Annotated in this window: 15 protein-coding genes; 4 read left to right on the top strand and 11 right to left on the bottom strand. The window is 66.8% G+C overall.

Annotated features, from left to right (window positions below):
* Window position 1: 1 nt before the first annotated feature.
* From ACSFBC_RS09105 to ACSFBC_RS09145, 9 genes are all read right to left on the bottom strand, one after another.
* Window positions 2–766: an enoyl-CoA hydratase gene (locus ACSFBC_RS09105; RefSeq protein WP_435509975.1), complete on the bottom strand. Its 765-nt coding sequence runs from the start codon at window positions 764–766 to the stop codon at window positions 2–4.
* A gap of 4 nt (window positions 767–770) precedes the next feature.
* Complete coding sequence (locus ACSFBC_RS09110; RefSeq protein WP_435509976.1) at window positions 771–1,601, bottom strand: acyl-CoA thioesterase; 831 nt, start codon at window positions 1,599–1,601, stop codon at window positions 771–773.
* 44 nt (window positions 1,602–1,645) lie between these two features.
* Window positions 1,646–2,848 carry an acetyl-CoA C-acyltransferase gene (locus ACSFBC_RS09115; RefSeq protein ID WP_435509977.1) on the bottom strand — a complete coding sequence of 401 codons (1,203 nt, stop codon included), beginning with the start codon at window positions 2,846–2,848 and terminating at the stop codon, window positions 1,646–1,648.
* Window positions 2,845–3,264, bottom strand: coding sequence for an endonuclease domain-containing protein (locus tag ACSFBC_RS09120; RefSeq protein ID WP_435509978.1), 420 nt, complete (start codon window positions 3,262–3,264; stop codon window positions 2,845–2,847). Before ACSFBC_RS09120 ends, ACSFBC_RS09115 begins: the two co-directional genes overlap by 4 nt.
* Window positions 3,265–3,331: 67 nt before the next feature.
* Window positions 3,332–5,737 carry a 3-hydroxyacyl-CoA dehydrogenase/enoyl-CoA hydratase family protein gene (locus tag ACSFBC_RS09125; protein ID WP_435509979.1) on the bottom strand — a complete coding sequence of 802 codons (2,406 nt, stop codon included), beginning with the start codon at window positions 5,735–5,737 and terminating at the stop codon, window positions 3,332–3,334.
* Window positions 5,738–6,015: 278 nt separating this feature from the next.
* Window positions 6,016–6,450, bottom strand: a complete 435-nt coding sequence (locus ACSFBC_RS09130) for a DUF2147 domain-containing protein (protein ID WP_435509980.1) — start codon at window positions 6,448–6,450, stop codon at window positions 6,016–6,018.
* Between the two features lie 40 nt (window positions 6,451–6,490).
* Complete coding sequence (locus ACSFBC_RS09135; protein WP_435509981.1) at window positions 6,491–8,287, bottom strand: acyl-CoA dehydrogenase C-terminal domain-containing protein; 1,797 nt, start codon at window positions 8,285–8,287, stop codon at window positions 6,491–6,493.
* Between the two features lie 64 nt (window positions 8,288–8,351).
* The gene (locus ACSFBC_RS09140) at window positions 8,352–9,035 is read right to left on the bottom strand and encodes a TetR/AcrR family transcriptional regulator (RefSeq protein WP_435509982.1); all 684 of its coding nucleotides are present in this window, start codon (window positions 9,033–9,035) and stop codon (window positions 8,352–8,354) included.
* 109 nt (window positions 9,036–9,144) lie between these two features.
* Complete coding sequence (locus ACSFBC_RS09145; RefSeq protein WP_435509983.1) at window positions 9,145–9,903, bottom strand: SDR family oxidoreductase; 759 nt, start codon at window positions 9,901–9,903, stop codon at window positions 9,145–9,147.
* Between the two features lie 105 nt (window positions 9,904–10,008).
* Here ACSFBC_RS09145 and ACSFBC_RS09150 point away from each other — a divergent pair, with 105 nt between their 5' ends.
* Entirely contained in the window at window positions 10,009–10,893 is an 885-nt protein-coding gene (locus tag ACSFBC_RS09150; RefSeq protein WP_435509984.1) for a LysR family transcriptional regulator, read from the top strand.
* Between the two features lie 57 nt (window positions 10,894–10,950).
* Here the strand turns inward: ACSFBC_RS09150 and ACSFBC_RS09155 are convergent, their stop codons facing one another.
* Together ACSFBC_RS09155 and ACSFBC_RS09160 are read right to left on the bottom strand one after the other, a co-directional pair.
* Entirely contained in the window at window positions 10,951–11,799 is an 849-nt protein-coding gene (locus ACSFBC_RS09155) for a fumarylacetoacetate hydrolase family protein (protein ID WP_435509985.1), read from the bottom strand.
* Between the two features lie 69 nt (window positions 11,800–11,868).
* Window positions 11,869–12,603 (bottom strand): SDR family oxidoreductase, encoded by a 735-nt coding sequence (locus tag ACSFBC_RS09160; RefSeq protein WP_435509986.1) that lies wholly within the window; start codon window positions 12,601–12,603, stop codon window positions 11,869–11,871.
* A 151-nt stretch (window positions 12,604–12,754) separates the two neighbouring features.
* On the opposite strand from ACSFBC_RS09160, the gene ACSFBC_RS09165 reads away from it, so the two are divergent.
* From ACSFBC_RS09165 to ACSFBC_RS09175, 3 genes are all read left to right on the top strand, one after another.
* Entirely contained in the window at window positions 12,755–13,465 is a 711-nt protein-coding gene (locus ACSFBC_RS09165; protein WP_435509987.1) for a FadR/GntR family transcriptional regulator, read from the top strand.
* Between the two features lie 65 nt (window positions 13,466–13,530).
* Window positions 13,531–14,532 (top strand): sialic acid TRAP transporter substrate-binding protein SiaP, encoded by a 1,002-nt coding sequence (locus tag ACSFBC_RS09170; RefSeq protein ID WP_435510057.1) that lies wholly within the window; start codon window positions 13,531–13,533, stop codon window positions 14,530–14,532.
* Window positions 14,533–14,702: 170 nt separating this feature from the next.
* Window positions 14,703–15,257, top strand: a complete 555-nt coding sequence (locus ACSFBC_RS09175) for a TRAP transporter small permease (RefSeq protein WP_435509988.1) — start codon at window positions 14,703–14,705, stop codon at window positions 15,255–15,257.
* The last annotated feature ends 10 nt before the right edge of the window (window positions 15,258–15,267 follow it).

Raw genomic sequence — 15,267 nt, forward strand, 5'->3', positions numbered from 1 at the left:
ATCAGAGCTTCGAGAAGTCCGGCTTGCGCTTCGCCATGAACGCGCCAAATGCCTCGCGCGCCGCCGGCTCGCGCAGCATGCGGCCGAAGCTCTGGCCTTCCTCGTCCATGCGTTCGAGCACCGCGGCCTGCTGCGATTTCTTGAGCAGTCGCTTGGTCTCGATCAGCGCCGTGAGCGGCTTGGCCGCGAGCTTGCGGGCCTGCGTCTGGGCGATGCCGTTGGCTTCGGTCGGCGGCACCACGCGGTTCACGAGGCCGATCTCGAGCGCCGCCTCGGCCATGAAGGGCTCGCCCAGCAGCAGCGCTTCGGCCGCGCGGTGGTAGCCGAACATCTGCGGCACCAGCAGGCTCGAGGCCGCCTCGGGGCACAGGCCCAGGTTGACGAAGGGCATCGAGAAGGCCGCGTTGTCGCCCGCGTAGACCAGGTCGCAATGGAACAGCATCGTGGTGCCCACGCCCACGGCCGGGCCGCAGACGGCCGCGACGATGGGCTTGGGGAAGGTGGCGATGCCGCGCAGGAAGCGGAACACCGGCGACTCCGTGGTCGCGGGCGGGGCGTTGAGGAAATCGCCGATGTCGTTGCCCGCGCTGAAGATGGTCGGGTCGCCCTGGATCAGCACCGCGCGAACGGCCGGGTCCTGCTCGGCGCGGGCCAGCGCATCGGCCAGTTCGCCGTACATCGCGCCGGTGATCGAGTTCTTCTTGTCGACGCGGTTGAAGGTCAGGGTCATCACGCCGGCTTCGGCGTGGACGAGGATGTCGCTCATGAGGTCATTCCTTGAAATAGACGATCTGGTTGGAGGTGGCGAGCAGCACGCCGGCGTCGCTCCAGAGCTGTGCGCTCTGGTCGAAGAAACCGTTGCGGAATTGCTGCCCGACCGCTGAGGCCAAAAGATAGCCGCTTCCCACCTCGGCCATCTGCGCCGCGTCGGTGTGGAAGTAGGTGGTGATCGAGACCGTGCCGGCCGGCACCGGCTTGGCACGGCGCAGCCAGACACGCGGAAAGAACACGTCGCTCATCGCCGCGAGCGAGGGAAAGTCGAGTGGCCGAGGCTGCGCATCGCGCACCCAGAGCCGGGTCTCGCTGTGGTCGCCGCTGCCGTCCCAGGTCGAGGGCGGCGCACCGCTGACCGGCCGCATGTCGTACTGCGCGAGCCAGGCCACGCCCGCGGGGCCGGCGCTCATGCGCGGCGCATCGGCGGGTCCGGCAACCTGCGGCATCGGCAGATCGGTGCCGCCCCAGGTGTCGCGGCGCGCGGCCGTGACCACGGTGGCCGTGGTGGTCATCTGCGGTGCACCGTCGATGCCGGCCTGCGTGATCTGCACGGTCCAGTGTTGCGTCGAGCGGTTGGTGCGCACCGGCGTGGCCTGGACGTCGAAGGCGCCGGCTTCGATCGCGGCCGCGAAGTTCACCGTCAGCGCGATCGGCGCGCCCAGCAGGTCGGGATGCCGCAGCACCGCCTGCAGCGCGATCGCCGCCGTCATGCCGCCGAAGGGGCCGACCATGTTCCAGTAGTCGGGACTGGTCGTGCCCGTGAAATGCCCGGCGCGGATGTCGCTGTGCCGGAGCGCGAGCGCCTTGTCGAATACGTGGTCTGTCACTGCCTGTCTCCTGTTGGATCGGTGGCGCCGGATCCCTTGGGGAATCAGACCCGCTCGAAGATGCCGGCGGCGCCCTGGCCCATGCCCACGCACATCGTGACCATGCCGTACTTCAGATTCTTGCGCCGCAACGCATGCACGACTGTCGCCGAGCGGATAGCACCCGTCGCGCCCAGCGGGTGCCCGAGCGCGATCGCGCCGCCCATCGGATTGACCTTGGACGGGTCGAGCCCCAGCGTGCGGATCACGGCCAGCGACTGCGCCGCGAAGGCTTCGTTGAGTTCGAACCAGTCGATGTCCTCGTGCTTGAGCCCTGCATAGCGCAGGGCGGCCGGGATGGCTTCGATCGGACCGATGCCCATGATCTCGGGCGGAACGCCCTTGCTCGCGAAGCTCACGAAACGCGCCAGCGGCGTCAGGCCGAATTGCTTGACCGCCTTCTCGCTCGCGAGGATCAGCGCGCCCGCGCCGTCGGAGGTCTGCGAGCTGTTGCCGGCCGTGACCGTGCCGCGCGCGGCGAACACGGTGCGCAGCCGGGCCAGGCCTTCGATCGAGGTGTCGGGCCGCGCGCCTTCGTCGAGCGACACGGTGCGCGTCTTCGCGATCGCTTCGCCGGTGGCGAGGTCGGGCGTGCGGTCGGTGACCTCGATGGGCGTGATCTCGTCGGCGAACTCGCCGGCCTGCTGCGCGGCCAGCGCCTTCTGGTGCGAGGCCAGAGCGAATTCGTCCTGCGCCTCGCGGCTCACCTTCCATTGCTGCGCGACCTTCTCGGCCGTGAGGCCCATGCCGTAGGCGATGCCCACGTCGCCTTCGCGCTCGAAGATCGAGGGCGACAGCGAGGGCGCGTTGCCCATCATCGGCACCATGCTCATGCTCTCGACGCCGGCCGCGATCATCACGTCGGCCTCGCCGACGCGGATGCGATCGGCCGCCATCTGCACCGCCGACAGGCCCGAGGCACAGAAGCGGTTGACCGTGATACCGCCGATGCTGTTGGGCAGGCCGGCCAGCACCGCACCGATGCGCGCGATGTTCAGGCCTTGGCTGCCTTCGGGAATCGCGCAGCCGCAGATGATGTCCTCGATGGCCTTGGGGTCGAGGCCCGGCACGGCCGCGAGCGCGGCCTTGAGCGTGGTCGCGAGCAGGTCGTCGGGGCGGTAGTTGCGGAAGTAGCCGCGGTGGGATTTGCCGATGGGCGTGCGGGTGGCGGAGACGATGTAGGCGTCTTGGATTTGTTTGCTGCTCATGAGGAAGCTCCTGGATTGTCTTGCTCCTTCCCCCTCCGGGGGAAGGCGGGGATGGGGGCCGGGGCCGTCAACAGATCGAGCCGGTTGGCAATCGCCTGAAGCACCCCATCAAGATGGGTAAACGGATCGTTGGATGCAAAGCGCAGCACGTCGAAACCCTGCGCCCGGAAGAATGCATCGCGTCGCTCGTCGTAGCCTTGCTGCGCCTGGTGCTGCGAGCCGTCGAGCTCGACGATCAGACTCGGCGCAAGGCAGGCGAAGTCCGCGATGTAGTTGCCCAGCGGATGCTGGCGCCGAAACTTCACACCCAACTGCTCCGCGCGAAGCCCCGCCCAAAGCTTGCGCTCCGAATCGGTCATCTCGCGGCGAAGCACCTGCGCGTTCGCGCGGGCGTTCGGTGTGGCCTGGTTTCGCATCGTGATTGGTTGGAGAGCCCCCATCCCTGCCTTCCCCCGGAGGGGGAAGGAGGAAGAGGAAACCTCGTCAGTTCCGCACCGGCTTCCCCGTGCTCAGCATCCCCATGATCCGTTCCTGCGTCTTCGGATGCACGATCAGCGAACAGAAGGCCTTGCGTTCCAGCACCATCAGGTACTCCTCGGTCACGAGCGAGCCCGCGTCCACGTCGCCGCCGGTGACCACGTTCGCGATCAGGCTTGCGATGTGGAAGTCGTGCGCGCTGATGAAGCCGCCGTCGCGCATGTTCACCAGTTGGCCCTTGATGGTCGCGGCGCCGCTGCGGCCCGCCACGCGGAAGCTGCGGCGCAGCGGTGCGCGGTAGCCGGCGTCGGCCATGGCCTTGGCCTGCTGCAGCGCCACGTAGAGCAGCTCGTCCTTGTTCGCCACGATCACGTCGCTGTCGAGCAGGTAGCCCAGCTTCTTCGAATCGAGCGCACCGGTGCCGACCTTTGCCATCGCGGCGGCGGTGAAGCCTTCGGTCAGGAACGGCAGCAGATCGGTGCCCGTCGACGCTGCGGCGTTCTCCGCCGCACGGCGTGCGATGTAGGTCAGGCCGCCCGCGCCGGGGATCAGGCCCACGCCCACTTCGACCAGTCCGATGTAGCTTTCCATCGCGGCCACGCGCTTCGAGGAATACACCGCCAGCTCGCAGCCGCCGCCCAGTGCCATGCCGCGCACGGCCGAGACCACGGGCACGCTCGCGTAGCGGATCTTGAGCATCGTGTTCTGCAGTTCTTCCTCCGCACCTTCGACCGCGCCGATGCCCGCGACCACGAAGGCCGGCAGCATCGCCTGCAGGTCGGCGCCGACCGAGAACACCTCGTCGGGCGACCAGATCACCAGGCCCTTGTAGTCGGCTTCGGCCAGGTCGACCGCGGCGCCCAGCGCTTCGGCCACGTCGGGGCTGATGGCGTGCATCTTCGACTGGATGCTCGCAATCAGAATCTCGCCGTCGAGCGTCCACACGCGCACGTCGCCTTCATCGCTGATCGTCGTGCCGGCGGTGTTGGCATCGGCCGCGTTCGCGCCCAGCACGCTCTCGGGGAACAGCTGACGGTCATGCACCGGCAGCTTGCGCTGCGCCACGAATTTTTCTTGCGAAGCACTCCACGAGCCCTCGGGCGTGTGCACCCCGCCGGCCTGCGCCACCGGGCCTTCGAACACCCACTTCGGCAGCGGCGCGCTGCTCAGCGCCTTGCCCGCGTCGATGTCCTCCTGTACCCACTTGGCGACCTGCGCCCATCCTGCTTCCTGCCAGAGCTCGAACGGGCCCTGCTTCATGCCGAAGCCCCAGCGCATCGCGAAGTCGATGTCGCGCGCGCTCTCGGCGATGGTGGCCAGGTGCACGGCAGCGTAGTGGAAGCTGTTGCGCAGGATGGCCCACAGGAACTGGCCCTGCGGCCCTTCGCTCTCGCGCAGCAGCTTCAGGCGTTCGCCCGCGGGCTTCCTCAGCATGCGGCCGTACACCTCGTCGGCCTTCTCGCCGGCGGGCACGTAGTCGCCGCTCGCGAGGTCGAAACGCAGGATGTCGCGGCCGACCTTCTTGAAGAAACCGGCCTTGGTCTTCTGGCCCAGGTGGCCGAGTTCGAGCAGCTTGGCCAGCACCGGCGGCGTCGCGAAGTTGGCATAGAACGGATCGGTCTCGGCGTTCAGGTTGTCCTGCAGCGTCTTCACGACGTGGGCCATGGTGTCCAGGCCCACCACGTCGGCGGTGCGGAAGGTGCCCGAACTGGCGCGGCCCAGCTTCTTGCCGGTGAGGTCGTCGACCACGTCGGGCGTGAGGCCGAACTTCTCGACTTCCTTCAAGGTCGCCAGCATGCCGGCGATGCCGACGCGGTTGGCGATGAAGTTGGGCGTGTCGTGCGCGCGCACCACGCCCTTGCCCAGCGTGCTGGTGACGAAGGCTTCGAGGTCGTCGAGCACCTGCGGCTGGGTGGTGGGCGTGTTGATCAGCTCCACCAGGAACATGTAGCGCGGCGGGTTGAAAAAGTGAATGCCGCAGAAGCGCGGCTTCAGTGCTTCGGGCAGCGCCTCGCTCAACTTGGTGATCGACAGGCCCGAGGTGTTCGAGGCCAGGATCGCATGCTTGGCGACGTGCGGCGCGATCTTCTTGTAGAGATCGAGCTTCCAGTCCATGCGCTCGGCGATGGCCTCGATGACCAGGTCGCACTCGCCAAGCTTGGCCAGGTCTTCGTCGTAGTTGGCTTGCTCGATGAGCACGGCATCGGCCACGTCGCCCAGCGGCGCGGGCTTCTGTTTCTTGAGGTTGTCGACGGCGCGCGTGACGATGCCGTTCTTCGGGCCTTCCTTCGCGGCCAGGTCGAACAGCACGACAGGCACGCGCACGTTGACGAGGTGGGCCGCGATCTGCGCCCCCATCACGCCAGCGCCGAGCACGGCGACTTTCTTCACTTGAAATCGGGAATTTGTCATTGAGTTACTCGTTGTCTAACAGCCAACTTTTCGGGATTTCGCGTCGTGCGCCGCTGCCCGTTCGGGCTGAGCTTGTCGCCCTTCGACAGGCTCAGGATGCACGGGCGCCCACGTCGTGCGCCCCTGCCCGTTCAGGCTGAGCTTGCCGCCCTTCGACAGGCTCAGGATGCACGGGCGCCCGCGTCGTGCGCCCCTGTCCGTTCGGGCTGAGCTTGTCGAAGCCTTGCACGCTTTAAACTGCCCTTCGACAGGCTCGGGGCGAACGGATTCCGAGAGGATCATTGCATGCGGTTCCAGGTTTGGGTTCGCCAGAACGGGCCTATGTAGCCGCGCACTTCGAGCTTCTTGCCACCTTCGATCGGCGTGAAGCTCGCGCGGTATTCCTTGCCGTTCTCGGGGTCGAGGATCCGGCCGCCTTCCCAGACGTCCTTGCCTTCGGCCTTCTTGCCGCCGCGGATGATCTCGAGGCCGACGACGGGCTTGCCCTTGCGGTCGTCGGGGCACTCGTCGCAGGTCGCGTCGGTCTTGGTGTCTTTCTTCAACGAGCGCTCGAGCCGCCCCAGCAAGGCACCGTTCGCTTCGGCGATCCGGATCTCACCCTTGGCTTCGCCGGTCTTGTCGTCGACGTTGCGCCACAGCCCCACAGGGGTGCTCTGGGCCATGGCCGACGCCGCGATGGCGGTGAACAGAAGGGTCGCGAGTGTTTTTTTCATGCGTGTCTCCCGGTGCGTTGAAGAAAGATGAGGGCCCGCGTCAGGTCAGCGCGGCGTCGGTGTCCATCAACACCTTGCTGCCGGCGCGCGCGGTGCGCATCAGCGTCGCGGTCTCGGGGAACAGCTTGGCGAAGTAGAAGCGCGCGGTCTGCAGCTTGGCGACGTAGAACGGATCGGTGTTGCCCGCAGCGATTTCGCGCAGCGCGACCTGGGCCATGCGGGCGAACAGGTAGCCGAACACGAAGTGGCCGGCCACGCGCAGGTAGTCGACCGCCGCGGCGCCCACTTCGTCGGGGTTCTGGAAGCCCTTGAAGCCGATCTCGGTCGTGAACTTGGTGAGTTGCTCGCCCAGCACCGCGATCGGCGTGATGAACTCGCTCATCTTCTCGTTCACGCCCTCTTCGGCCACCAGCGCGCCGACCAGCTTGCCGAACTTCTTGAGCGTGGCGCCGTTGTTGCCCAGGATCTTGCGGCCCAGCAGGTCCAGCGACTGGATGGTGTTGGTGCCTTCGTAGATCATGTTGATGCGGTTGTCCCGCACGAACTGCTCCATGCCCCATTCCTTGATGAAGCCATGGCCACCGAAGACCTGCATGCAGGCGTTGGTCGCGGTGTGGCCGTTGTCGGTGATGAAGGCCTTGACGATGGGGGTCAGCAGCGCGACCAGTTCGCCCGAGTCCTTGCGCACCTTCTCATCGGGATGGTGGTGCTCCTTGTCGAGCAGCAGCGTGCAGAAGATCTGCAGCGCGCGGCCGCCTTCGGCGTAGGCCTTGGCCGTGAGCAGCATCTTGCGCACGTCGGGGTGCACGATGATCGGATCGGCTTCCTTGTCCTTGGCCTTGATGCCGGACAGCGAGCGCATCTGCGTGCGGTCCTTGGCATAGGCCAGTGCGTTCTGGTAGGCCACTTCGGTCAGGCCCAGCGACTGATTGCCCACGCCCAGGCGGGCCGCGTTCATCATCACGAACATCGCGGCCAGACCCTTGTGGGGCTCGCCCACCAGCGTGCCGGTGGCGCCTTCGATCACGATCTGCGCGGTGGCGTTGCCATGGATGCCCATCTTGTGCTCCAGTCCGGCGCAGAAGATCGGGTTGCGATCGCCCAACGCACCGTCGGCCTTGACGTGGAACTTGGGCACCACGAACAGGCTGATGCCCTTGCTGCCCTTGGGCGCGTCGGGCAGGCGGGCCAGCACCAGATGGATGATGTTGTCCGTCATGTCGTGCTCGCCGGCCGAGATGAAGATCTTGCTGCCGGTGATGCGGTACGTGCCGTCGGCCTGCGGTTCGGCCTTGGTGCGCAGCAGGCCGAGGTCGGTGCCGCAATGGGGCTCGGTCAGGCACATGGTGCCGGTCCACTCGCCGCTCACCAGCTTGGGCAGGTAGGTCTTCTTCTGCTCGTCGGTGCCGTGGGCCACCAGCGCCTCGTAGGCGCCGTGCGAAAGGCCCGGGTACATCGTCCAGGCCTGGTTGGCGCTGTTGAGCATTTCATAGAGGCACTGGTTGACCACGAAGGGCAGGCCCTGGCCGCCGAACTTCGGGTCGCAGGACAACGCCGCCCAGCCGCCTTCGACGAACTTGGCGTAGGCGTCCTTGAAGCCCGTGGGCGTCTTGACCTCGTGCGTCGTCTTGTCGAGCACGCAGCCTTCTTCGTCGCCGCCGATGTTCAGCGGAAAGGTCACTTCAGCCGCGAACTTGCCGGCCTCCTCGATGACCGCGTTGACGGTCTCGATGTCGGTCTCGGCGTGGACCGGCAGCGCCTTGAACTCGTCGGTGACCTTGAGGACTTCGTGCAGGACGAACTGCATGTCGCGCAGCGGTGGGGTGTAGAGCGGCATCGATGGACTCCGGGAAAAATGGGAAGAGGAAAGGAAGAACGCGAAAAGGGAAAGCGGCGGCGCGTCAGCGCACGGTCTTGAGGCGGCGGCCCGCCGATGCCGGCGCCGGTGAGGGCGCATCGGCGGTGGCGCTGCGCGCAAGGATGTTGTCGAAGCCGATGTTGGCGCGGCCGATGGAGCCGGGGACTTGCAGGAAGCGCGCCTCGTAGTGCAGCGCGAGGATCAGGCCATGGATCTCGAACGCGACCTGGCGCTCGTCGGCGTCGGCACGCAGGTGCCCTTCGCCCTTGGCCTGCACGATGGCGCGCAGCACCGCGGCCTGCCAGATGCTGACCGACTCGACCAGCGCATCGCGCACGGGGCCCGGGCGGTCGTCGAATTCGGAGGCGCCGCTGATGTAGATGCAGCCCGAGTCGATCTCGGTCGAGGTGCGCTTCATCCAGTTGGCGAACATGGTGCGCAGGCGCGGCAGGCCGCGGGCCGCCTTGAGCGCGGGGAAGAACACTTCCTGCTCGAAGCGCGCGTGGTACTCGCGCACCACCGAGATCTGCAACTCCTCGCGCGAGCCGAAGTGGGCAAACACGCCCGACTTGCTCATCTTGGTGATCTCGGCCACCGCGCCGATCGACAGGCCCTCGAGCCCGATCTGCGCGGCCAGCGCCAGCGCGGCGTCGACGATGACGGCCTTGGTCTGCTGGCCCTTCTGGGCCGCCCGGACGGGCTTGGCGGGAACAGCGTTGACAGACATGGTGAAAGCCTCGACATAAAAACGAACGATCGTTCTATTTTGTCGTGGCTTTCACCTTTTGGCTAAAAGAACCCCTCAACTGTTGAAGGGCTTGAGCCCGAACCGCGGCTCAGAAGTCCTGCGACACCGGCCGCACCACCACCTCGTTGATGTCCACGTTGGCCGGTTGCTCCACCGCATAGACCACTGCGCGCGCCACCGCGTCGGCCGGAATCTGGTTCGCGTCGTAGAAGGCCTTCAGGCCCGCGGCGGCGTCGGCGTCGGTGCTGCCGAGCTTCAGTTCGGACTCGACCGCGCCGGGCGACACCACGGTCACGCGAATGCCGCTGTTGCCCATCTCGACGCGCAGGCCCTCGGAGATGGCGCGCACCGCGTGCTTGGTCGCGCTGTACACCGTGCCGATGGGCGTGAACACCTTGAAGCCGGCGATCGACGCCACGTTCAGGATGTGGCCGCTGCCCTGCGCCTGCATGCGCGGCAGCACCGCGGCGATGCCGTAGACCACGCCCTTGATGTTGACGTCGATGGTGCGGTCCCACTCGTCGACCTTGAGGCGCTCGATGGGCGACAGCGGCATCACGCCCGCGTTGTTGACCAGCACGTCGATGCGGCCGAAGGCCTCGACAGTGGCGGTCGCAAGCCGCTCCAGGTCGGCGCGCCTGGCCACGTCGGTGGCCACCGCGATGGCCTCGCCGCCGGCCTCGCGGATCTCGGCGACCACCTGGTCGAGCCGCTCGGTGCGGCGCGCCGCGAGCACCACCTTGGCGCCGCGCGCCGCCAGGTGGCGCGCCATCGATTCGCCGATGCCGCTGCTCGCGCCAGTGACGATGGCGACCTTGCCACGGATGTTGTCTTGAACGGATGTCATGGAAATTCCTTTGAAGGTGTTGAAGAGGTGCCTGCAGTGTGGAAAATCCACGCATTCCCGTAAATGAACTCGTCACGCCTTCAGAATTCCTGAATTAGGAACGCCATGTCCAACCGCCTCGAAGCCCTGCGCGTCTTCTGCACCGCCGCAGACGCCGCCAATTTCCGCGAGGCCGCGGTGCGCCTGTCGGTCTCGCCGCAGGTGGTGACGCGCGCGGTGCGCGAGCTGGAGGACGAACTGGGCGAGCCGCTGTTCCACCGCAGCACGCGCGGCGTGCAGCTGACCGACTTCGGCCGGCATCTCGCGGAGCGCGCACGCGCGGCGGTGGGCGGCGTCGACGAACTCTTCCACCGCATCGACCGGCGCGCGCTGTCGCAGCACACGGGCACGGTGCGGGTCACGGCGCCGCAGGTGTATGCGCGCCTCATCCCGCAGGCGCTGGCACCGCTGCTGGCGGCGCACCCGGGGCTGGTGCTCGACCTGCGGCTGTCGGAGCAGCATGCCGACGTGGTCGACCAACAGATCGACATCGGCGTGCGCGTCGGGCCGCTGCGCGATGCACGCTTCGTCTCGCGCACCGTGGGAAAGATGCCGCTGCTGGTGGTGGGTGCGCCCTCGCTGCTTCAGAAGGTCGGCACGCCGCGCGATCTCGAGGCGCTGTCGGCGCTGCCCTTGACCGCGCTGATCGATCGGAGCTCGGGCCGGCCCTGGCCCTGGGCCTTCAGCCGGAAGCGGCTGGTCACCGTGTCGTCGCCCGCGTTCGTGACCGACCACATCGATGCGGAATGCGCGGCCGTCGTGGCAGGGTTGGGCTTCGGCCAGCTCATTGCGCCGCTGGCCGAGCCGTGGCTGGCCTCGGGCGCGCTGGTGGAGGTGCTGCAGGCCGAGGCGCCGGCGCCCTGGCCGATCAACATCTACCGTCCGCAGCGCGCGCCGGTGCCGGCGCGCGTGCGCTTGGTGTTCGACGCGCTGGTGCTCGCTCTGCGTTGAGCGAACAGCGCCGATAGACACCCTGGCGGGCGCATGGCGCGCCCGCCCTCACCGCCTTCAGAGCTTGAAGGGGATCACTTCCTGGCGCTGGTCGCCCAGGCCTTCGATGCCGAGGGTCATGACGTCGCCCTTCTTGAGGTAGAGCGGCGGCTTCATGCCCAGGCCCACGCCGGGGGGCGTGCCGGTGGTGATGACGTCGCCGGGCATCAGCGTCATGAACTGGCTGACGTAGCTCACGAGCTTGGCCACCGAGAAGATCATGGTCTTGGTGCTGCCGGTCTGCACGCGCTTGCCGTTGAGGTCGAGCCACATGGCGAGCTTCTGCGGGTTGGGCACGTCGTCGCGCGTCACCAGCCAGGGGCCGATCGGGCCGAAGGTGTCGCAACCCTTGCCCTTGTCCCAGGTGCCGCCGCGTTCGATCTGGTATTCGCGTTCGCTGATGTCGTTGATGGTGCAGTAGCCGGCCACGAAGTTGAGCGCGTCCTTCTGCGAAACGTAGCGTGCGCGCGTGCCGATGACCACGCCGAGTTCGACTTCCCAGTCGGACTTGACCGAGCCCTTGGGCAGCATCACCGGGTCGTTGGGGCCCTGGATGCAGCTCGTGGCCTTCATGAAGACGATCGGTTCCTTGGGAATCGGCAGGTTCGATTCGGCGGCGTGGTCCGCGTAGTTCAGGCCGATGGCGATGAACTTGCCGACGTTGGCGACCGGACTGCCCAGGCGGGGCTTGCCCTTGACCAGCGGCAGCTTGTCGGTCTTTAGCTTGCGCAGCTTGGCCAGCGCGGCATCGCCCAGTTGTTCCGGTCCCAGGTCCTTGAACACGGCGCTCAGGTCGCGCAGTTGTCCGTTGTCATCGATGAGGCCTGGCTTTTCCTTGCCGGGGTTGCCGTAACGCACGAGTTTCATTCAGAGATTCCTTTCAAAGGTGGTGGGAAGTGTATTCAGTGGTGCCGATGCCGCTGCGGACGGCACCGCTCAGATCGTGATGCCGCCGTCGACCGAGAAGGCCTGGCCGGTGGCGAAGATGGCTTCGTCGCTGGCGAGGAACACCACGACCGGCGCGATCTCGTGCGCCTGCGCGAGCCGCCCCATGGGCTGGCGTGCGATGAAGGCCTTGCGCGCCTCGACCGGATCGGCGTTGGCGTTGATGCGTTCGCCCAGCGAGGGCGTGTCGACCGTGCCCGGGCAGACCGCATTGCAGCGCACGCCCTGCAGCACGTAGTCGGCCGCCACGCTCTTGGTCAGGCCCAGCACCGCGGCCTTGGTGGTGCCGTAGACGTTGCGGTTGGGCAGGCCCTTGATGCTCGAGCACACGCTGGCCATGTTGATGATGCTGCCGCCGCCTGCGGCCAGCATGCGCGGCAACACGGCCTGGATGGCCCAGAACTGGGCCCGCACGTTGAGGCGGAACGCGAAGTCGAGGTCGTCGTCGGTGGCATCGAGGATGGTGCCGTTGTGCACCACGCCCGCGCAGTTGAACAGCACGTCGACGGCCGGCATGCGTGCGACCAGCGCCTGGATGGCCGCCTTGTCGAGCACGTCGAGCACCGCGGTCTGCACGTTGGGCGTGCCGGCGTAGCGCTCGAGCAGCGCGGCGTTGACGTCGGTGGCCCAGACCTGGGCGCCTTCGGCGGCCATGGCGAGTGCGGTCGCGCGGCCGATGCCCTGGCCGGCGGCCGTGATGAGGGCCGTTTTTCCTTGAAGTCTCATGCGGTGTCCTGGTGAATGGGGGTGGGGGTGCATCTCGTTCAGGGTTTCGCCCGATGGCGAGTCCCGGATGGCGCACGTATTCTGAATTGGTCTGACCACTTGTCCAATTCTGGACAACCCTTAACTTCCCCCTGTTGATCCATTCGCGCCCGTGCCCCTGCAATCCATCGAGCCCCAGCGTCTCTACCGCCAGATCGCCGACCAGTTGCGCAAGCTGATCGGCGATGGCGAATTCGCCACCGGCGCGCGCCTGCCGGCCGAACGCGACCTGGCGCGCCAGCTGGGCGTGAGCCGGCCGTCGGTGCGCGAGGCGCTGATCGCGCTCGAGGTCGAGGGCTGGGTCGAGGTCCGCACCGGCTCGGGCGTGTACGTTCAAGACCGCGCCCAGCGCAAGCCGGCCCCCGTGGCCAGCGTCGAATGGGGCCCGCTCGAACTGATCCGCGCACGTCGCGTGGTCGAAGGCGAGACCGCCGCGCTGGCCGCGGCACAGGGCCGCCGCAAGGACGTCGACGCGATGACGCGCGCCATCTCGCTGATGCGGGAACTGGCCGGTCGCAACGTGATGCCGCTCGAAGGCGACCGCGCCTTCCACCTGGCCATCGTCGGCGCCTGCGGCAACACGGTATTGCATGAAACGGTGCAAGGCTTCTGGGATTCGCGCAACGGCCCGATATTCACGCGCCTGGGCGGTTACTTCGAGACCTTGCCTTCCTGGCGCTCGGCCATTGCGGAGCACGAGGCGATCCGCGATGCCATCGCCGCGCACGACGCCGATGCCGCACGCGTGGCCATGCACGAACACATGGACAAGTCCCACCAGAGATTCAGCGCGAGCTGGCGCCGCGCGAAGAAGGCCGCTTGATGCGCCAGCAGAAGTTTTCCCCTCTTCCTCATCAGACAACAACGGAGACAAGCCACATGAACCGCATGAACGACAAGAGCAAACGCTGGGTCCTCAAGGCCGTGGCGCTCGGCGCCCTGGCTGCCACGGCCTTCGGTGTCGCCGGCACCGCCAGCGCGCAGACCAAGCTCAAATGGGCCCACGTGTACGAGACCTCGGAGCCCTTCCACAAGTACTCGGTCTGGGCTGCGGAAGAGATCAAGAAGCGCACCAACGGCCGCTACGACATCCAGGTGTTCCCGGCCTCCAGCCTGGGCAAGGAAGCCGACATCAACCAGGGCCTGACCCTGGGCACGGTCGACATGGTGCTGACCGGCGCGAGCTTCGCCGGGCGCAGCTACACGCCGCTCGCCATCTCCTACTTCCCGTTCATCTTCCGCGATGCCGAGCACCAGTTGAAGTACGCCAAGAGCGACGTCTTCAAGGAACTGGCCAAGGGCTACGACGACAAGACCGGCAACCACATCACTGCACTCAACTACTACGGTGCGCGCCACGTGACATCGAGCGCGGCGCGGCCGGTCGCCAAGCCCGAGGACATGAAGGGCCTGAAGATCCGCGTGCCCGACGCACCGGCTTACCTGGCCTTCCCCAAGGCGCTGGGCGCCAACGCCACGCCGATCGCATTCGCCGAGGTCTACCTGGCGCTTCAGAGCGGCACCGTCGATGCGCAGGAGAACCCGCTGCCCACCATCGAGGCCAAGAAATTCTTCGAGGTGCAGAAGAACATCTCGCTGACCGGCCACATCGTCGACTCTCTGCTCACCGTGGTCTCCGGCCAGCTCTGGGGCAAGCTGAGCGCCGACGACAAGAAGGTCTTCACCGAGGTCACGCAGGAAGCCGCCGAGAAGACCGGCCGCGAGATCATCGCGTCGGAAACGCGCCTGGTCGAGGAGTTCAGGAAGCGCGGCAACAACATCATCACGGTCGACAAGAACGCGTTCCGCGATGCGGTGCTGAAGAACACCAAGCCGACGGATCACGGCTACCGCCAACAAGACTACGACCGCATCCTCGCTATTCGTTGACTGGGGTGCAGGACGCTGCCGCGCGCCGCGATCCTGCGTTTGCGATGCTCGACGTACAGGAGTACGTCTGCGCTTCTCAACGCAGGCTTGCGGCGCTCGCGACGCTTCCTGCATCCCCCTTGAGGCTGTAGAGAAAACCGATACCAACACCACAACACGGCGGAGACGCGATGAGCGACAAGTTACTTGGGGATGACGGGGAGTTTCATGTGACCGACGAGGCTGTCGACCTGTCGGGCACGACGGTCGAGGCCTGGGCTGCGCTGGGGATCTTCTGGGCACTGGGGCTGACGGTGCTCTACCAGTTCGTCACGCGCTACGTGCTCAACGATTCGGCGGCGTGGACGGAGGAGATCGCGCGCTACCTGTTGATCGGCGTGGTGTTCGTCGGCGCCTCGATCGGGGTGGCGAAGAACAACCACATCCAGGTCGACTTCTTCTACCGCCACATGCCCGCGCGCATGGGCAAGGTGCTGGGCATCGCGGTCGACGTGCTGCGCACGCTGTTCTTCGTGGCCGCGGTGGTGATGACGGTGCAGATGATGGTCAAGATCGGCAACAACGCCGCCATGACCATCGTCGACCTGCCGATGAACATCGTCTACGGCGTCTGCCTGCTGGGCTTCGTCGCGATGCTGGCGCGCTCGCTGCAGGTGAGCTGGGTGCACTGGCAGCGCGGCTACTGCGTGCTCGAACGCCCCGAGTCCACCATCCAAGACCGCTAGAAATGGGCTC

The organism is Variovorax frigidus, from assembly GCF_051216515.1.
Taxonomy (GTDB): domain Bacteria; phylum Pseudomonadota; class Gammaproteobacteria; order Burkholderiales; family Burkholderiaceae_C; genus Variovorax.